Origin of the sequence: Mycobacterium sp. SMC-4, from assembly GCF_025263265.1 — a bacterium.
Taxonomy (GTDB): domain Bacteria; phylum Actinomycetota; class Actinomycetes; order Mycobacteriales; family Mycobacteriaceae; genus Mycobacterium.
In genome coordinates this window covers 1-18,100 of sequence record NZ_CP079871.1, presented here as the reverse complement: position 1 = coordinate 18,100, position 18,100 = coordinate 1, and the positions used below count along the sequence as shown (strand labels likewise).

Here is an 18,100-nt window from a genome sequence, read left to right as displayed (position 1 = left end):
TGAGCGGAAAGGATCCGTGAGTGGCGGGAAATACCTCAACGCCCGGCACCAGCGTCGCTTCTCGTTTGCTGCGCATGGTCGCCGCCTTCGATGAGTGGCACCGGACACTGACGCTGTCCGAACTGGCGGGTAGGGCCAGCCTGCCGATGGCCACGGCCCACCGGCTGGCTGCCGAACTGGTTGCGGGCGGGGCGTTGCAGCGCCGCACGGACGGTCGTTTCGAGGTCGGCCGACTGATGTGGAGCGCTGGGCTGCTCGCCCCGGTCGGAGGCGGATTACGGCAGGTCGCAGAGCCGTTCTTGCACGATGTCTACGCGGCAACGCTCGCCACCGTGCACCTCGCGGTACGCGACGGCAACGAAGTATTGTACCTCGAGCGGATGATGGGTAGGGCATCCGTGCCGATCGTTAGCACCGTCGGCAGCAGGTTGCCGATGCACTGCACCGGCGTCGGCAAGGTGCTGTTGGCGCACGCGCCACGCGAAGTCCAGGATCAGGTGTTTGCCAATCTGACTCCGATTACTCCCTACACAATCACCCAGCCTGCGGTGCTGTCCCGACAGTTGGAGGGGGTGCGGCGCGAGGGGTTGGCTACCACCGTGGAAGAGATGTCGCTAGGCGCCTGTTCACTGGCCGTGCCGATCGTCCGGCAGTCCGACGACGCTGTGGTGGCCGCGATCGCCGTCGTAGTTCCGTCGTTGAAGCGAGGTCGCCAGCGACTGCTCGGCGCCCTGCAGGTGGCTGCCCGCGGCATCGTCCGGCTGCTGTGACCCACGGGCCGCCGCAGCAGCGATCGCTGTGCTGTCGGGCGGCTTCTGACAAAACGCGACACCGTCGCTAGCCGTCGAAAAAGTGGTGACTGCCATGACATCTGGCGCGAATCGGAGTCCGCGCCGCGGTGGAGGGATAGACGCGACCGATCCCCCAGTTGAAGCTGAGAAAGCATCAGCAAAGGGTCCGCCGTTCAACGATCAGCGGCGGAATCCATCCTGCCCACCTCGCACTCTCACCTCGCGAATCGTCACTTGGAGGAATTGTCAATACCTGTGGATCGGGGTGTTTCAGGCGACCTCCGTTCCGGCGTCCTGATCGTCGTCTGAGGGCGGTGTTGGTGGGGTGATGTCGGTGGGGCGTTCGAGCAGTTTGCCTTTGTGGAAGACCGCGCCGGCGCGGACCAGGGCGACCAGGTGCGGGGCGTTGACGGCGCGCCAGCGGGCCGAGGCGGCGTCGATCAGCTTGTAGGCCATCGCTAGTCCGGCCGTTCGCGATCCCGGGCCTTTTGTCACCTTGGTCCGAAGTCGCACTGTGGCGAAGGTGCTTTCGATCGGGTTCGTCGTGCGCAGGTGGATCCAATGTTCGGCCGGGTACTTGAAGAACTCCAGCAGCACATCGAGGTCGTCGGTGATCTTGGCGACCGCCTTGGGGTACTTGGCGCCGAAATCGACCTCGAAGGCCTTGACCGCGAGCTGGGCCTTGTCGATATCCTCGGCGTTGTAGATCTCCTTGAGTGCCGCCAGGGCCGACGGGTGTGCTGATTTCGGCAGTGCGGCAAGAACATTGGCTTGCTTGTGGAACCAGCAGCGCTGCTCTTTGGTGGCCGGGAACACCTCACGGACCGCTTTCCAGAACCCGAGTGCACCGTCACCGACGGCGAGCACGGGGCGGTCATGCCGCGCCGTTTGCAGTCGCGCAGCAGATCGGCCCACGACTCGGCCGATTCACGGTAGCCGTCGCTGATCGCCACCAGCTCCTTGCGGCCGTCAGCGCGCACACCGAGCATCACCAGCAGACACAGCTTTTCCTGGTCCAGGCGGACCTTGAGGGGGATGCCGTCGACCCACAGGTAGACATAGTCGCTGCCCGACAGATCGCGACGACCGAACGCGGCGGCCTCATCTTGCCACTGCGACGTGAGCCGGGTGATCGTCGATGCCGACAACCCGGCACCGGAGCCGAGGAACTGCTCCAGGGCCGGGGTGAAATCGCTGCTCGACAACCCGTGCAGGTACAACAGCGGCAACACCTCGGACATCTGCGGGGACTTGCGCGCCCAGGCCGGCAGGATCGCCGAGGAGAACCGCTTGCGTTCACCAGTGTCGGGATCGACACGTTTGTCGTTGACCCGCGGGGCCCTCACCTGCACCGCACCGGCTGCGGTCAGCACCTCGCGCGGCTGGTGGTAGCCGTTGCGGACCACCAATCGGTGGCCGTTGTCATCGCGCTGGTCAGCGAACTGCGCCACGTAGGCGGCGACCTCGGCCTGCAACGCCGCGGCCAGCATCTGCCGAGCGCCATCACGGACAATCTCATCCAACAACGACCGACCAGCACCACTGTCGGTGTTGTCGTTGGCCTCCGCGCCGTCGTGAACTACGGTGAGCATGGGCGTACCTTCCCAACCAGCGCGCCAACGCCGGTCTTGATCGAATACCTGATTCCGTGATGATCATCCTCGGGAAGGTGCGCTCATTTTCACGCCCCCACGCCGAGGCTCATCCACAGGTTCTGATCATTCCTCTCACTAAGCCTGATTCCACCGACCGACGGTGTGGTGGCCGGTTGAGCTGATGGTCTTGATCCGGGCTGGTGGTGGGCATGACGAGGCCGCTGGTCTGTCCAGCTTTTCCTGTCGGGTTCCTGGTTGTCGGGTCGGGTGGTCGGTGGTTCAGGCGCTGGATCGGTGGCCGATGGTGTTGTGCCACAGGGTCATCCATGCTGGTTCGGCGGGCCAGTGCCGGGGTAGGTGCAGGATCGGTCGTCGTTGGGGTCGGGCCAGACGAGCCGGGATATTGACCAGGTGACGGCGCAGGGTCGCCCCGCGCGCGGTGCGGTGACGGGTCCCGGCCAGGGTCGCGGTGGCGCGCAGCAGATTGTGGGCGATCGCGGCGCAGACGGCCCAGGCACTGTTGGCGCCGAAGCGCCCGGAGGGAATGTGGGCCAAGGGGCCGTCGATGAGGTCGGCGAAGGTGGTTTCGATGATGGCGTGGCGGCGGTGGGTGATGTCGGCGTCGGTGGCCGACTCGGTGGTGTTGGTGAAAAACGGGTGATACCGCCAGATCGGGAACAGCCCGTCTTGGGGTTGGTTGGCGTCTTTGACCCGGCGCACGATCAGCCGGGCGGTGACCGCCTCATAGGTGCCGGTTTTGGCCATGGTGTAGACGGCTTCAGCGACTTCGGCATCAGAGATCCAGGCCCCGGTCTCGCGATCGAGCACCGCACCCGGGTATTTCACCGGGGTCCAGGCGTTCTCGGGAATGCTGTCGATGGCGCGTTGCACCGCGGCGTTGCGGGTCAGCACCAGCGAGAACACCGCCCCGTAGCGGCGGCATACCCGGATCACCGCCCGCGATCCATAGGCGCTGTCACCGCGCACGATGATCTGCCCGGTGACGCCGGGGTCCCGGCAGTAATGGCGCAAAAAACAACGAGGTTCGCGTAGCGCCTGGTCCGGGTAGACGGACGAGTCGTTGTTGGTGGCCGCTATCGGTGGCCGCGGTCGGGACCGAGGAGGCTGGTGATGCCGCGCATGGCCGCCGGTGAGGGTTTGAAGTAGCGGCGCAGGTTGTCGGGTTTGCGGTGGCGGGACTTGGCCATTAGCTCGAGCAGGCTGGCTCCGGCCTCGCCGAGATGCGTCAGGCCAGAATGCCGGAGTTCGTGCAGGTCCCAGCCGGTGCCGGGTCCGTTGGTGGCGGTGGCGGCATCGAGCAGGGCGCGGGCCTGGCCGTAGGACAACCTGGCCAGGCCGGTGTCGGGGCAGATGTCGCGGTCGGCGACGGCTTTGCGGGGTCCGGGTCGGCGGTGGGTGACGAACAGCGGTCCGCGGGTGCGGCCCTTGGTGAGGCGTGGCAGGAGCCGGGCGGTACCCGCGTCCCAGTACACGAGCTCGTGCGCGTACTCGTGATGGGCGGCGCCGCGGCGGCGGGTGCGGGGCTTGGCGCCCTTGGACTTCACCGGGCAGCACCGCCCGGCCAGGTCGAGGTCTTCGATGTTGACCTGGAGCAGTTCCTCGGTGCGGGCGCATGTTTCGTAGAGCATCCGCCACAGCGTCTTATCCCGCAGGTCGATGTCGCGGCGGGTGATGAGCCGGTCGATCGCGGTGCGCGAGCGCACCGGGGTGGCCGAGTCCGGCGGGGTGGAGCGTTTCACCCACGCGGGGACCGCCGGGGCGAGGTGTCCGTGCTCGCGGCACCACGCCAGCCAAGACGCGACCGCGGCGCGGCGGGCGTTCCAGGTGTTGACCGCCGCCTCGCCCCACAAAGTTTCCAGGGTTTCGCCGATCTCGTCGTCGGCGACATTGGCCAGCGGCCGGGCCTCGCCGAGCCTGGCGGTGGTCTTATCGACGGCGATGGCGTAGGAGCGGCGGGTGTTCGGGGAGCGGATCGAGTCGAGGAAGCCGTCGCCGGCGGCGCGGACGGTGATCCCGGACGACAACATTGTGACCTCCCTGGCCTGCTTGCCACAGATAACAGGGCCGCTTCGCGCACCGCCGGAGCGGAGTCGTCGCAGGCCGGGTTTCATGGTGCCACAGATAACAGGGTGTTATCTGTGGGATCAGTCGGCGGCGGGTCGGTGGACGCCGCCGGCGGCGGCGTTGACGGCTTCGGCGAGGGTGGGGTGGATGTGGATGGCGGCGGCGAGTTGGCCGTAGGTGGCGCCGCAGGTCATGGCGATGACGGCTTCGTGGACGAGGTCGCCGCCGTCGGGTCCGGCGATGTGGCAGCCGAGGATCCGGTCGGTGGCGGCGTCGGCGACGAATTTGACCAGGCCGCGGGTGTTGCCGATGGCGCGTGCTTTGGCAACGCCGGTGAAGTTCTGGCGGCCGATGATCACGTCGTAGCCGGCTGCGCGGGCGGCGGGTTCGGTCAGGCCGACGGCTCCGACTTCGGGGTCGGTGAACACCGCGTGCGGCACGACACGTCCGGTGGTGGTGCGGTCCTGGTCGCGGTAGACGGTGCGGTAGACGATGTCGGCGTCGTCGCGGGCGGTGTGGGTGAACATCGGCCCGCCCCGCAGGTCGCCGATCGCCCACACGTTGTCGGCGGAGGTGTTCAGGGTGTCGCCGACGGTGAGGAAGCCGTGCGGGTCGGGTTGCAGGTCGAGGTGTTCCAGGCCCAGGGCGTCGGTGTTGGGGGTGCGCCCGGTGGCGAGCAGCAGGTGGCTGCCGGTGATCTCGGCGGTCTCGGTGCCGGTGCAGCCGATCCGGATGTTGCCGGCCGTCCCGGCGGCGTGAGTACAGGTGGTGGCGGTCGCGACAGTGATGCCGTCGGCAGTCATGCCGTCGGCGACGGCGGCGCTGATGTCGGGGTCTTCCCCGGGCAGCAGCCGGTCGGCGCGCTGGACGATGGTGACCTCGGCGCCGAATCGCCGGAACATCTGCGCGAATTCGCAGCCGACGTAGCCGCCGCCGACGACGAGCAGGTGGGCGGGTAGTTCGGTGAGGTCGAGCAGCGTGCGGGAGGTGTAGTAGGGCACGGCATCCAAGCCGTCGATGGCCGGGAGGGTGGTGCGGGTGCCGGTCGCGAGGATGATCCGGTCCGCGGTCAGGGTGGTGCCGTCGACGGTGAGGCGCCGGTTACCGGTGAATTGTCCTGCGGCGTGGTAGAAGTCGAGGTCGGCGGATTTTTCGACGGCCCGATACGATCCGGCCCGGATGGAATCGACGAGGGTGTTCTTACGCTCCACCACGGCGGCCAGGTCGACGGTGACCGGACCGCCGACGCGGACGCCGAACTCGGCGGCGCGGCGGGCCTGATGGGCGACGGCGGCGGAGGCGATCATCGTCTTGGTGGGGATGCAGCCCCGGTTCAGGCAGGTCCCGCCGAGCAGTTCCTTCTCGACGAAGGCGACCCGGCCGTGGCGGGCGGCGCGCAGCGCCAGTGGCAGCCCGGACATTCCGCCGCCGAGCACGAGGGTGTCGTAGCGTTCGGTCATTGCGGGCGCCCTTCCTCGATGACGGTCGTCGGGGTGCAGCAGTCGACGGGTGCGGCATCGGTAACGCGGCGCCGGATCATGCGGTGAGCGAGGACGGTGACGGCGGCGGTGAGCACGGTCAGTGCCGCGATCGTCGCCATCAGTGGTGTGTGGTTCTGCAGCCAGGTGCTGGCGGTGGTGGACAGGGCCGCGAATCCGTTGGTGCCGGTGGTGTCGCCGGTGACGGCGGGCAGCCAGTACCAGGCCAGGTAGGCGCCGGTGAGGATGAGCACGGTCGCGGTGATGCGGGTGCCGTGCCGGGCGAGGGCGGCGAGATGGTGGGTGAGCGCGGTACCGGCGGCCGCGGCGGCGAGGCTGACCAGCAGCAGGATCGTCGCGGCGCCGAGGGTGTAGGCGACGAACACCGCGAGCAGCGCACCCCAGCCCGCGGTGGCCTGGGCCTGGGCGATGACGGCCAGCAGCACCCCGAACGTGCACGACAGCGACGCCGCGGCGTAGCCGATCCCGGCGAGGACGATCCCGGTTGTGCCGCCCGGCCCGGTGGCCGGGCGCAGCGCTCGGGTGGGCAGTCGCAGACCGAGCACGCGGCCGGTGAACATGACGACACCGAGCAATACCAGGGCGACACCGACGACCAGACCGAGCCACGGCGCGGCGCTGATCAGCGCGCGGGCACCGGCGCTGATGGCCAGCCCCGCCACGGCCAGGGTGCCCGCGAACCCGAGGGTAAAAGCGACGCCGGTTCGCAGCGCCCGCGCCGTGCGTACCCCGAGCGGTTCGGTGGCGGTGTCGCCGAGGGTGTGGGTGATCCAGGCCGGCAGCAGCGCGAAACCGCACGGATTGACCGGGGCGAGCATGCCCGCGGTGAACGCCAAGGCCAGCAGCCCGTTCACCGGTCCCCGGCCTTCGCCAGCGCGGCGGTGATCTGATCGGCGGACGGGTCGGCGGCCCGGTAGGCGACCGCACCGCCGGGGTCGACGACGAGCAGGGTCGACAGGGCGGCCACGGAGTACCGCTTGGTCAGGGTCGCATCGGTGTCGATGACCGCGGGCACGGTGTCGGTCCCGGTTTGCTGCTGGAAGTCGGTGACGACCTGGGCAGGTTCGGCCGGATCCATGTCGACCAGGACGAAAGCGGCGGTGTCACCGAGTTGTCGCGCAGCCTGCGACAGCGACTTCGCGCCGCCCACGCATTCACCGCAGCCGACCGAAAAGAAGAACATCGCCGTCGGCTTGCCGCTGGGCACGGTCACCGGCGCCCCGGACAGCGCGGTGACCGTGACGGGGTCGGTGGCGGCGCGGGGCGAGGCGGTGTCGGTGCCGCAGGCAGCCAGCACCGTGACCGCCAGGGCGGCGAGCGCCGCGCTCACCGTGCGTCGGGTGATCGGCGTGGTCACGGCTGGGAACTCCGATCGGTCGACGCGTTGGGCTGATGCGATCGGCGGGTGCCCAGCAGTCCGCGGACTGTCCCTCGCTGCGGCGGCTTACGACGGCGCGCGGTGTAGCCGACGGCGGCGAGGACCATCACCGCGGCGGCCACGATCGGTCCCCAACTGCGCAGCGCACCGCCGAGGGCGGTGAGCGCACCGGCCGCGATCAAGGCCGGTCCGGCGCAGCACACGATCATGGCCACGGCGGCACCCACCACCGCGAGCGGGCCGCCGATCCCCGTGGAGTTGTTGCGTACGTTCATCAATGTCCTGCTCCGTTCACACGAGCGGTGTCGATGCGGGTGCAGCAGGTCAGCGCGGCGGCGTTGTCGGCGGCGAGGGAGCGGGCCAGCATCACCAGGTCCGCGACGCGTGGGTCGCCGACGGAGTAGCGCAGCTTCTTGCCGTCACGGCGCGCGGTCACATAACCGCAGTCGGCCAGGCAGGACAGGTGCACCGACACCCGCGGCTGGGAGATCCCGGCATGCTCGACACACTCCGCGGAGGTGCGCTCGGCGGCCAAGATGAACTCCAGCAGCTTCAACCGCGTCGGATCCGACAGCGCGCGAAAGAACTTCGCCGTCGCATCCAGGTGCGTGCAGGCCGTCTCGCCACCGGGCGCGGTGACGGCGGCGGTCGTGGACCGGGGCAAGGGGATCGCCTCCACAAGAAGAAAGTTGAACTATTCGGATAAGCGCATAGTATGATGTCCGGAGATATTCGTCAACGCGAATAGCAACCTGTTCCGTGACCGGAGTCCCCCAGCAAGGAGAACCCGCCGTGACCACGACATCCCCGCGCGCCGATCTGGCGATCATCGGTTCCGGTTCGGCGGCGTTCGCCGCCGCCATCGCCGCGGTCAACCTCGGCAAACGGGTGGTGATGGTCGAGCGCGCCGCGATCGGCGGCACCTGCGTGAACGTGGGCTGCGTGCCGTCGAAGGCGCTGCTGGCCGCCGCGGAGGCCCGGCACACCGCGGCGAGCGCCGACCGGTTCCCGGGGCTGGCGGCGACCGGGGCACCGGTGGACTTCGCCGAGCTGATCGCGGGCAAGAACGCGCTGGTCGACCGGCTTCGCGGCGAGAAGTACCTCGACCTGGCCGCCGACTACGGCTGGGAGATCGTCTCGGGAACCGCCGTCTTCACCGGTACCACCGACGCACCGGTGCTGCGGGTCGAGCAGGGGGCCGATGGCCCGCGGGTGATCGACGCCGATCAGTACCTGATCGCGACCGGCGCCGCGCCGTGGGCGCCGCCGACCGACGGGCTCGCCGAGGCGGGGTATCTGACCTCGACCACCGCGATGGAGCTCGACGTCCTGCCGGGGTCGCTGATCGTGGTGGGCGGCAACGCCATCGGTCTCGAACAGGCACAGTTGTTCGCCCGGCTCGGCACCCGGGTCACGGTGATCGAGGCCCTGGATCGGCTGGCGCCGTTCGAGGAACCCGAGATCTCCCGGGCCATCGCGCAGGTGTTCGCCGACGAAGCCATCACCGTGCTCACCGGCGCCACCCTCGACAAGGCACTGGCCGAGGGCGGCGAGAAACTCGTCACCGTCCGCACCGCCGACGGGGCCACCACCGAACTGCGGGCCGCCCAGCTGCTCATCGCCACCGGCCGCCGCCCCGACACCCCCGGATTGAATCTGGCGGCGGTCGGGGTACGCACCGACGACCGCGGCGCCGTCGTCGTCGACGCCCACCAGCGCAGCAGCAACCCGCGGATCTGGGCCGCGGGCGACGTGGCCGGCGGCCCCCAATTCGTGTACGTCGCGGCGGCGCAGGGCACACTCGCCGCCGGCAACGCCCTCGGGCACGCCGGCCGCACCCTGGACTACACGGCGCTGCCGCGGGTGACATTCACCAGCCCGGCCATCGCCGCGGTCGGCCACACCGACAGCCAAGCCGCCGCAGCCGGATTACGGACCGAGTCGCGGCTGCTCACCGGTGCGAACGTGCCGCGTGCCCTGGTCAACCGGGACACCCGTGGTGTGGTCAAACTCGTCGCCGAGGCCGGGACCGGGCGGGTGCTAGGCGTGCACGCCGTCGCCGAGGGTGCCGGGGATCTGATCACCGCCGCCGGGTACGCGATCACCGCGGGCATGACCGTCGACCAGCTCGCCCGCACCTGGGCGCCGTATCTGACCATGGCCGAAGCGCTGAAACTCACCGCCCAAACCTTCACCGCCGATGTCGCCAAGCTGTCCTGCTGCGCGGGCTGAGGACCGGATCGAGCCGTCATGAACACACCGGTGATGACCATCGGAGACCTGGCCCGCCGCACCGGAGTGCCGGCGAAAGTACTACGCCGCCACCACGACCTGGGCCTGATCTACAGCCTCGGCCGCAGCCGGGCCGGATACCGGCTCTTCGACGAACACGCGCTGTGGTGCGTCGAGGTCATCGCCACCCTGCGCGGCCTCGGCCTCACGGAGGCCGAAATCCGTCAGCTCGCCGCCACCTGCGACGACAGCGCCCGGCCGGTCGGACCGCAGCTGGCCGAACTACTGGCCCGCTCCCGGACCCGGATCGAGGACCGCATCCGCGACCTCGACGAGCAGCGCCGCCGCATCGACGAGTTCGAACACCACCACCACGACGCGTTGACCCGGGCGACCAGCCACGACCGAGCCGCCGCCCCGCCGTGGGTGCCGGATCCGAGGACATGCGGCTGCGGCGCTTGACCTTCCCTGCGGTGGCAAGCCCGACACTCGATCCCACACCCGTGACTACACGCTCCGAGGGGACACCAGCGATGACGACCAACCCGTTCGCCACCACCATCGTCGACACACTGTTCGACTCCACCGCCAATACGGGAACGAACCTGATGGGCACCGCGATGCGGCTGCTCGCGGCCGGTGAACCGATCACCATCGAACAGCTCGCTACCGCCGCCGGCGCCAGCGTCGCCGACGTCGAGAACGCGCCCGCCGCCGCGGACATCGAATACGACGACCGGCACCGCATCCTCGGCTGGGGCCTGACCCTCAATCCCACCCCGCACCGGTTCACCGTCGACGGCCACCAGCTCTACACCTGGTGCGCCGCCGACACCCTGCTGTTCCCCGCCATCATCGGTCGCCCCGCCACCGTCGAATCCACCTGCGCCGCAACCGGAACCACCATCCGACTGTCCGTTGACCCGGCCTCCGGGGTCAGCGGCCTCGACCCGGCCACCGCGGTCATCTCTGTACCCGGCCCCGACGAACTCGACCCGACCCGGGTCCGCGCCACCACCTGCAACCCCGGCCGCTACTTCGCCACCGCCGTGGCGGCCGCCGACTGGCAGAGCCGGCACCCCACCGGGCTCGTGCTGCCCGTCGCCGACGCCTACGCCCAGCTGCGCCCGATCAGCGACCGCGTCCTCACCGCCACCGAACCACCACGCTGTCGCTGACCCAACCCAGGCCACCGATGTGCCCAGCTACGCCCCAGCACCCTCTCCCGGAAGGTGGTAGCCGGCGGTCAGAAGAGGGTGTCGCGGACCCGCAGCGGCCGGTACCCGGTGGGGCCGAGCTGGGCCAGTTCGGCGTCGATGTCGACCTCGATGGCGCCGAAGAAGTTGATGTTCTCGCTGTGCGCCGGAGAAATGTGCGCCAGCACCTCGTCATCGATGCGCCGCCCGGCCCGCCGCATCTGTTCGGTCGCCAGACCGTAATACTCCGTGGTCCAGGCGATGACGGCGTTGGTCGCCAACGTGAGGCACCATGCCTGTTCGGTCTGTCCCTCCAGGTGCCTCGCGCGCACGGTTCCTTCATGCGCGTAGAGCAGGTCGCGGCGGAGCGCGTGCAGGGATTCGCCCTTGTTGAGCTGGCGGGAGATCTTGCGTCGATAGCCCGGGTCGGACAGATACCGGGCGGCGTAGATCGTGCGCCGCAGCGCCCCGTACTCCTTGAGCGCCGCCGCGAGGGCGTTCTGCCGGCCCGACGCCGACAGCTTGCCGACCAGCAGCGACGCGGTGGCGTGCCCGAACTTCAGCGACCCGGCCAGCCGGAGCAGGTCGTCGTAGTGCTCGGCGATCAGATCGAGATTGCACCGCCGGGTCAAAAGCGGGCCCGCGTGCGGGAACGCGGACTCGACCTGGGCTCGCGGCGCCGCCCGGTACAGGGTGATCCGGCCCAGGTCCCGGATGCGGGGCGAGAGCTGCAACCCGAGCAGGTCGAACAGCCCGAAGTTCACCAGGGTGACGCCGTGCGTGTCGGTCGCATGCTCGGTGATCGGCAGATCCGTTGCATTGCCGAGGATTTCGTCCAGCACGTAGTGAGCTTCACGTCTCGTCGCGACGATGACCTTCGTGCCGTAGGTGGCGTGCTGATCGGTGACATGGGTATACGTGCTCAGTCCTTCGTTCGCGAAATAGCGGCTCAACGCTCTGGCAGTGACCGATTTGCCACGGGTCGGGAACCGCTGCCCATCACTGGAGGACAGGGTGCCGGCCCCGAAGATCGGGGTCAGCGGCAGGCGTTGGTGGTAGTCGATGATCGTCAGGTTCGCCGCCCGCAGCGTCTCCTCCCGCACATACCACTCCGAAGTCCAGGCCAGGATGTCGTAGGAGATGCCGGAGGCCTCCGCCATACGGGTGAGACCCAGGTTGGTGGAGTAGGCCAGCAGCACCGCGATGAGGTTGCGCTTCAACTCCGGGGTGCGGGACTGCTTACCGCCGGCGTGGGTGAAGCAGTCCAGGTAGCCGGTGCGTTTGTCCAGCTCGATCAACAGCGACACGATCGGCGCGAACGGCAGCATCTCCGTCAACTCCTGCTTCAACGCCACCGCTTCGGCCGGAACGTCTTCTGCCGACAGCGGCGAGACCACCAGGTCACCGGCCTCATCGAGACGGACCGGGCCGTCGCCGTCGGCGAGCACCTTCTCCAACTCGCTCATAGCGTCGTGCAGCTCGTCGGTGGCGGTCGCCAGGGCGCGGGCCGGATCAGCGGACTTGCCGACCAGGCGGCAGAACTCGTCACGCTGCGGCTCCCACGCCTGCGGGGTCAGCAGGTAAGCGGCCGGGTCGGCGTAGCGGCGCGACCCCGGCACGAACACGTCGCCGCTGCGCAACCCGTCCCGCAGCCCCAGCAGCACGCACAGCTCCCAGTAGTGCCGATAGGCGGTGGTGTTGCCGGCTTTGCGGGCCTCGTCGAGGTAGCCGCGCCACTTCGTCGGCACGAACCCCGTCGGCGCGTCGTCGGGCACCTTGCGGGTACCGGTCGCATTCAGCTCCCGCAGCATGTGCACCCCGATCAGCAGCTCGATCGCCGCGGTGCCGCCGGCGAACCGGACTGTCGACAGCACCTGCGGGGTGAACTGCCGCAGATAGGAGTACGAGCTGTCCAGAGCGGCCAGGTGCCCGTGATCGCGCGGCAGCCGAGGTTTGGCCTGCGCGACCGCGGCCCGCAACCGCTCCCATCCGATCCGATCGCCCCGGATCAGGCCGCCGATCTCCTCGTCAGGGATCTGCGTGTCGGTGATGATGGCCAGCAAGTCGTCGAGCAACCCCTGCCGATCCTCTCCGGCCTTACCGCGCTCGGCGAGCTCGTCGCGCATCCGGCGTTCGGCTTTGCTCAACCTGGCCGAGATCGCCTGATCGAACAGCTGCACCACCTCGTCGAGCACATCGGTGGCCGACTGAGCCAACACCGTGAGCAGGATCGGGTAGCGGCGTTGCGGATCCCGGCGTTCCAAGGCTTGGCCCGTCAAGCGTCGGCCCACAGTCGCCAGGAACCGCCGCCGCTCCGCCGGCAGCACCGACATATCCAGCTCATCCGCGCCCAGGTTGCGCAGGAACACCAGCTTCTCGACCTCGGCCTTCACCGCGGTCGCCGACGCCTCCACCGGGCCGGTCGACAACCACCGCAACCGCGACATCCCGATAGACGGGTCGGCGACCAGCAACGCATCCAGTTCCTTACACCGCTGCGGCGTGAACTCGCGCGCCAACCGGTCATAGGTCTCCCGCTGCGCCTGCGTGCGAGCATGCGCGACCCGGCGGACCACCGTGTCCGGGCCCGGCCGGATCACCCGCGCCGAGATCAGGTACTCACACGCCAGCCGGAACAACAGCGTCGGCGAATCGTGCTCCATCGCCCGCGCCAGAAGGAACTCATCCAGCTCCTTCAACTCCATCGACCCGGCAGGCCGCCACCCCAGATACTGGGCCACCAGCCGCACATGCTCGGTCCGCGTCTGCGCCCGCTTGCCATACGAACGAAGCTGCACCGCATCGACATTCAGCTGATCCGCCAACCGGGCCACCGCCACCGGCGGCGCCGACGACACCTTGTCCGGCACGAACCCCAGCCACGGCAAGGTGCACAACGCCACCGCCAGGCCCAGACGGACCGCAGGGCCCCTGCCCTGCGGAGCAACGAACGCCAGATCCGCCGGGGTCAGCGTGAAGTACCGGAACAACTCCTCACGACTGATCTCCGGGAACTCCCGCAGGCGCTGCAACTCCTCGTCCGCGAATACCCGCGTCGCCACGAACCCCAGCCTCCAAAACGCCGACCAACCTCATCGGCAGCCAAGCCAAGCACCAACCACCCCGGCCCGCAGCCCGAACCGAGAAATCACCGCCGACCAGGCGCTACGCGAACCTCGTTGTTTTTTGCGCCATTACTACCGGGACCCCATGTGGGCCCCAGCGCCGGGTGAAGCGCAGGTTGACGATGCGCCGCTCACGTCGTTTCGGCAACCGCAACGGACTGCGATGCGGCCGGCTGGGCCGGTCTACCATCGCTGCTTCGCCACCGTCGCGATAACGGTCGGCCCATTTCTTGGCTGTGGCCACCGAACATTGGAACCGCTCAGCCGCGCGCCGCAAACTCCAGCCCTGATCAACAACCGCCTGCGCAAGCCGCAACCGCCCACGAGGAGTCAACGAAGCATTAGCGTGGACCATGAGGACCTCTCGGTAATCGGATGTGCGTGTTTGGTAACCACACCGATACCGGAGGTCCTCACCTACTTCCGCTCACCACGCCGTTCACAACCTGTCTGGGAGTTACACCTAGGGCGCTCACGACGGCGTCGTAGTCCGGCGCCAGGTCGTACTTGCTCTTGGCTGTCTCGACGTTCGCCGCGTGGCCGTCGCCGAAATAGAGCGGCCCGGCGATCCGTACGCCTTTGCGCCAAGCGTCGAAAAAGGCTTCTTCGTTGTAATACACAGTGCTCACGGGGCGTCCTCCCTGATGGTGACGGCGATGCGGGCGGCGGTCACACTTCACGGACCTCGATCAGGTTTCCGAGTCCTGCGAAGTCGTCGATATTGCGCGTGTAGAGCGTGGCCGAGTGCGCGTGTGCGGTGGCCGCGATGAGTAAATCCATCGACCGGGCACGGGGTCGGCGTCCCGCGTCGACTACGGCAGCCGCGATCTGGCCGTAGCTGGCGGCTACCGCTTCATCGAGCGGGAGTGCGTCAAATGTGCGTTGCAGCAGCAGGAGTCGGCGGAGGCGCTCGGCCCGGTCATCGAGGTTCTTGGCCACGAGAACCCCGAAATGCAGCTCAGCCAGGGTCACGCAGCTGATTGCGAGCTCGCCGTCGATCGGGCCGACGTCGGTGGCGATCACCACGCTCGTATCGAGCACCGCCCTCACGCGGACGCCCAAGGGTCACGCACGTCCTGAGCGATGCGGTCACGGTCGGACTCCCACGTAGAGTCCGCCGGCCCAGCAAACAGATCCGTGATATCGGCCCATTGGCGCCAGGCTCGTGGCCTGGCCGTTACCAGCCGGGCCGCTGGTCTGCCCGCCACGGTGATGGTGATTTCCTCGCCCTCTTCCACGCGGCGCACGAGGTCGGATGCGTCCTGGCGTAGTTCACGCAGGCCTACGGTGTTCACCACACAAGGGTAGCACAAGTGCTACGTCGCGATTTGGCTCCGGCGGGAATGGCCAACAATTCAAATCCATCAAACCGAACAACCGAATGCGGATGGGCTACAGACTCGCGTATGGCAAGTCCCCGGAGAATCGCAGGACAGGGCACAGAATGGGGTCATGCGGGCCGAGTGGGAACACGACGATGGGGCGGGACGGGTTGTCGCACACCATGAAGACGAGGTCTTGGTGCTGACGTGGTGGCCGGCAAATCACACCTCAAAGTCCAAGGGCGGCATTGAGATGGTGAGGTTCGATCCCACTGCTGAGATGCTGCGCATCTTCCCAAAGACGTTCTTCTTGGGTAACGAGGGTCAGCAATTCCAGCAAGTCAGCGAGGTCCAGATCGACACCGGGGTGTGGGCCTGGGAGCCCTATGATCCGGTCAGCGAAAACGTGTACCGAGGGGAAGCGGAACTCGTTGGCCTACCGGATGGCTTTGGGAAGATTTTCCAGTACGGGCTAGGTTTCCCCCGACAATATCGCGGCATCATTTATGCAATCGAGGACCACACAGAGTGTGATGTTGTCCGATTCGGTGCGTCCGATTGCGAGGGGTCGAATGGCAACGTTTTTTGCCTTGGACTTGATCGATTCGCTGAATATAAGCACACCGTGGACCTCACTATCCGCCGAGCGCGAGTTGTCGCCACCCGCATAATCGAGACGGAGTCTTTCAACTCGATAGCCGGTACGCTGGGTAAAGCCCGCGTGGCACCCACACTCGGCAGGCATCCGACAATTCAAGCGATTACCCGTGCGCTCACCGACGATGTCCCACTCGATACTGACGACCGGGCGGCTCTCGTCGGGCGCATGTCAGCGGAGTCGCGGACAGTGGCTCGGGAGGATCCGCCGGCCTTCGGGAGGCTGCGTCAAGACATTGATCTAGTGACCCTCGAAGTCCTGATCGAACAGTTCCGTGGTGGGCTGGAAGGCAAGGCGGCAGGTAGCGAGTCGTGGTGGCAAAAGTTCTTCAAAACCAACACCTTTGCTCTACAACAGCTGTTCGCCGCACCGGTTGCCCTGTATAAGGACCAAGCTCATGTACGAGTAACGAACGCGGGTGGCGGAGGAGGTCGAATCGCAGATTTCGTCCTCGTCAACACGGTTGCGAGGAGTGTCGTTGCGGTCGAGATCAAAACCCCTGGCACTAAACTCATCGGGCCCATATATCGTGGTACGGGCGGCGGTGAAGTATATCTTCCGCATAAAGAGCTTTCAGGTGCTGTTGCGCAAATTCAAGCGCAACTAGAGTCCGTCATCACAGATTTTCCAGAAATAGTCAAGCATTCGCCCGATTTAGAGTCGGTTGATACCACAAACGTTCGTGGAGCAGTCATAATCGGCAAACTCGATTCCCTCGCCGAAGAAGAACAACGAGAGTCCTTCGCCCGGTATCGCACACGGCTTCTTGGCGTAGATGTACTCACCTTCGACGAGATATACCACCGACTGTGCGGATTGCACGCGATGCTCAGTAATGAGCAAAGTGGAGTCCAAGATGCCTCTCATAATTCGTAGCTCCTGGGACTCAATCGTATGACGTACGCGAGTTCCCTCAGGAGCCCAGTTTCCCCTGGTGCTGCGCCCAGGTGAGGCGATCGAGGGGGGTGCCCGGCAGACTTGCCGGGGTAGGCGTGGTGGTAAGTGCTTTTTCGATCGCTCCTTCGATAGGCGTTCGAGGGTCTTGCGGCGGGGCGTGCTTGTCGAGATCACCTGACACAGCTTCCCTGGGGGCGCGGTTGATGGTGATTTTGACGGGTACCGCGAGCTCTAAGGCAGCTAGCTGCACTTCAATAGCTTCGGTCAGTCGCCCGGCATACTCGGCGTACTCGCGGCGTTGCTGTTCTTCGAGCGCGTCGATCATCGCTGAGATGTCTTGCATTGCTTGCTCATATGCGATTTCGCCGCTGGTGAGGTCGCGGCGGTTGGCCTCTGCGGCGAGCTCAGTCAGCAGAGCCTCGTCGGTGGGGTCGCCGGTCCAGCCACGGTAGTCGATGGCCAGGTAACCGTTGTCGTCCACGTTGATCCACTTCACGGAGGCGATACGTGGGTCGTCGGGAGAGAAGGGACCAGGTGGTAGGTCGGTCGGTAGGGGCACCTGGTTGGTTCGGCTATCCACTTCCGTGATCGCGTCGCTGTAGTCGTCGTCGCTGCTGTCGTTGAGATAGATCAGAATGCTCTCTACCCACAAATCGATGGCCACCGGTTCGGTGCGGTGCCTCAGCAGGTCTTTGTCGTCGAATGCTGTGGCCTGCAGCATTTGCCGAACCCGGTCGGCCTCCCACGATCCTGGTCTGCCGGCGAGCGCTTCTTCGGCGCTGCCCACGTTGGCCGCCGCGCCCGCGACGGCGAGCGTCACGAATTCAGCCCAGTCGATGGGCACTGACGCGCTCGGGTCTGGATCGGTCTCCCATTGACCGGTGTCGTTACGCCGCGAGAGCTGGTTGGTCAGCCGGGTCGCTTCGGTCAATACGGCGATGGCGTCAGCGAGGACCTCGTTGTAGGGACGGGGCGCGTCAGCCGACCCGTCGAGGTATCCGGTGTCAAACAGTGCGGCCGACAGGACTTCACGGTACGGGCGGCCGATAACCCGTGCTGTCGCAACAAGATTGGCATGATCTGGCAGTCGCCGTGTCCCATGCGTCCGCCACTTGCGTAAGTTCTCCCGCGTGACCCCGATGCGGCGGGCGAGCTCAGACTCGCTAGCCCCGTGAGCAGCGCGGTATCGGTCGATCAGCGCGCCAAGACGCGAAGTTGCCATGCCACCAAGTGTCGCGCGGACCGCCAGCCCGAGTCAACTATGAGTTATCAGACCTGCCAACTGTTACTGGTAACCCTCAGTATTCGATTCAGCCGTAATC

Annotated in this window: 17 protein-coding genes and 3 pseudogenes; 6 read left to right on the top strand and 14 right to left on the bottom strand. The window is 67.2% G+C overall.

The window, feature by feature from the left end; genetic code table 11:
• Positions 1-20: 20 nt before the first annotated feature.
• Complete coding sequence (locus KXD98_RS27430; protein ID WP_047040843.1) at positions 21-770, top strand: IclR family transcriptional regulator; 750 nt, start codon at positions 21-23, stop codon at positions 768-770.
• A gap of 291 nt (positions 771-1,061) precedes the next feature.
• Here the strand turns inward: KXD98_RS27430 and KXD98_RS27425 are convergent.
• Positions 1,062-2,281: pseudogene (locus KXD98_RS27425) on the bottom strand (IS256 family transposase).
• On the opposite strand from KXD98_RS27425, the gene KXD98_RS27420 reads away from it, so the two are divergent.
• Positions 2,204-2,443: a hypothetical protein gene (locus tag KXD98_RS27420; protein ID WP_224866092.1), complete on the top strand. Its 240-nt coding sequence runs from the start codon at positions 2,204-2,206 to the stop codon at positions 2,441-2,443. The pseudogene KXD98_RS27425 and the gene KXD98_RS27420 overlap by 78 nt on opposite strands.
• Positions 2,444-2,665: 222 nt before the next feature.
• On the opposite strand, the pseudogene KXD98_RS27415 reads toward KXD98_RS27420, so the two are convergent.
• From KXD98_RS27415 to KXD98_RS27385, 7 genes and pseudogenes are all read right to left on the bottom strand, one after another.
• A pseudogene (locus tag KXD98_RS27415) lies at positions 2,666-3,403 on the bottom strand (transposase); the annotation flags it as partial.
• A gap of 77 nt (positions 3,404-3,480) precedes the next feature.
• Positions 3,481-4,434 carry a site-specific integrase gene (locus tag KXD98_RS27410; protein ID WP_017682183.1) on the bottom strand — a complete coding sequence of 318 codons (954 nt, stop codon included), beginning with the start codon at positions 4,432-4,434 and terminating at the stop codon, positions 3,481-3,483.
• 117 nt (positions 4,435-4,551) lie between these two features.
• Positions 4,552-5,931 (bottom strand): NAD(P)/FAD-dependent oxidoreductase, encoded by a 1,380-nt coding sequence (locus tag KXD98_RS27405; protein WP_010596918.1) that lies wholly within the window; start codon positions 5,929-5,931, stop codon positions 4,552-4,554.
• Entirely contained in the window at positions 5,928-6,824 is an 897-nt protein-coding gene (locus tag KXD98_RS27400) for a cytochrome c biogenesis CcdA family protein (RefSeq protein WP_010596917.1), read from the bottom strand. Before KXD98_RS27400 ends, KXD98_RS27405 begins: the two co-directional genes overlap by 4 nt.
• A complete protein-coding gene (locus KXD98_RS27395) occupies positions 6,821-7,327 on the bottom strand; it encodes a TlpA disulfide reductase family protein (RefSeq protein ID WP_010596916.1) in 507 nt (168 codons plus the stop codon). Before KXD98_RS27395 ends, KXD98_RS27400 begins: the two co-directional genes overlap by 4 nt.
• Positions 7,324-7,623 (bottom strand): hypothetical protein, encoded by a 300-nt coding sequence (locus KXD98_RS27390; protein WP_010596915.1) that lies wholly within the window; start codon positions 7,621-7,623, stop codon positions 7,324-7,326. The genes KXD98_RS27395 and KXD98_RS27390 overlap by 4 nt, the downstream gene beginning before the upstream one ends.
• Positions 7,623-8,012, bottom strand: coding sequence for a helix-turn-helix transcriptional regulator (locus KXD98_RS27385; protein WP_026138108.1), 390 nt, complete (start codon positions 8,010-8,012; stop codon positions 7,623-7,625). The genes KXD98_RS27390 and KXD98_RS27385 overlap by 1 nt, the downstream gene beginning before the upstream one ends.
• Before the next feature lie 128 nt (positions 8,013-8,140).
• Here KXD98_RS27385 and merA point away from each other — a divergent pair, with 128 nt between their 5' ends.
• The 3 genes from merA (at position 8,141) to merB (ending at position 10,758) form a co-directional block, all read left to right on the top strand.
• Complete coding sequence (gene merA, locus KXD98_RS27380) at positions 8,141-9,580, top strand: mercury(II) reductase (protein ID WP_010596913.1); 1,440 nt, start codon at positions 8,141-8,143, stop codon at positions 9,578-9,580.
• A gap of 18 nt (positions 9,581-9,598) precedes the next feature.
• Positions 9,599-10,042, top strand: a complete 444-nt coding sequence (locus KXD98_RS27375; RefSeq protein ID WP_010596912.1) for a MerR family transcriptional regulator — start codon at positions 9,599-9,601, stop codon at positions 10,040-10,042.
• Positions 10,043-10,113: 71 nt separating this feature from the next.
• On the top strand, positions 10,114-10,758 hold the full coding sequence (merB, locus tag KXD98_RS27370) for an organomercurial lyase MerB (protein WP_010596911.1): 645 nt from the start codon (positions 10,114-10,116) through the stop codon (positions 10,756-10,758).
• Positions 10,759-10,826: 68 nt separating this feature from the next.
• Here the strand turns inward: merB and KXD98_RS27365 are convergent, their stop codons facing one another.
• The 5 genes and pseudogenes from KXD98_RS27365 to KXD98_RS27345 all read right to left on the bottom strand — a co-directional run bounded on the left by KXD98_RS27365 (position 10,827) and on the right by KXD98_RS27345 (position 15,196).
• On the bottom strand, positions 10,827-13,838 hold the full coding sequence (locus KXD98_RS27365; RefSeq protein WP_017682184.1) for a Tn3 family transposase: 3,012 nt from the start codon (positions 13,836-13,838) through the stop codon (positions 10,827-10,829).
• A 142-nt stretch (positions 13,839-13,980) separates the two neighbouring features.
• A pseudogene (locus KXD98_RS27360) lies at positions 13,981-14,256 on the bottom strand (leucine zipper domain-containing protein); the annotation flags it as partial.
• Positions 14,257-14,314: 58 nt separating this feature from the next.
• Positions 14,315-14,530: a hypothetical protein gene (locus KXD98_RS27355; protein WP_064895183.1), complete on the bottom strand. Its 216-nt coding sequence runs from the start codon at positions 14,528-14,530 to the stop codon at positions 14,315-14,317.
• Between the two features lie 40 nt (positions 14,531-14,570).
• Positions 14,571-14,951, bottom strand: a complete 381-nt coding sequence (locus KXD98_RS27350; RefSeq protein WP_016895287.1) for a PIN domain-containing protein — start codon at positions 14,949-14,951, stop codon at positions 14,571-14,573.
• On the bottom strand, positions 14,948-15,196 hold the full coding sequence (locus KXD98_RS27345) for a type II toxin-antitoxin system Phd/YefM family antitoxin (RefSeq protein ID WP_025997238.1): 249 nt from the start codon (positions 15,194-15,196) through the stop codon (positions 14,948-14,950). Before KXD98_RS27345 ends, KXD98_RS27350 begins: the two co-directional genes overlap by 4 nt.
• Before the next feature lie 157 nt (positions 15,197-15,353).
• On the opposite strand from KXD98_RS27345, the gene KXD98_RS27340 reads away from it, so the two are divergent.
• Complete coding sequence (locus KXD98_RS27340; protein WP_016895289.1) at positions 15,354-16,757, top strand: Shedu immune nuclease family protein; 1,404 nt, start codon at positions 15,354-15,356, stop codon at positions 16,755-16,757.
• A 37-nt stretch (positions 16,758-16,794) separates the two neighbouring features.
• Here the strand turns inward: KXD98_RS27340 and KXD98_RS27335 are convergent, their stop codons facing one another.
• Complete coding sequence (locus KXD98_RS27335) at positions 16,795-18,000, bottom strand: helix-turn-helix domain-containing protein (RefSeq protein WP_016895290.1); 1,206 nt, start codon at positions 17,998-18,000, stop codon at positions 16,795-16,797.
• Positions 18,001-18,100 lie beyond the last annotated feature (100 nt).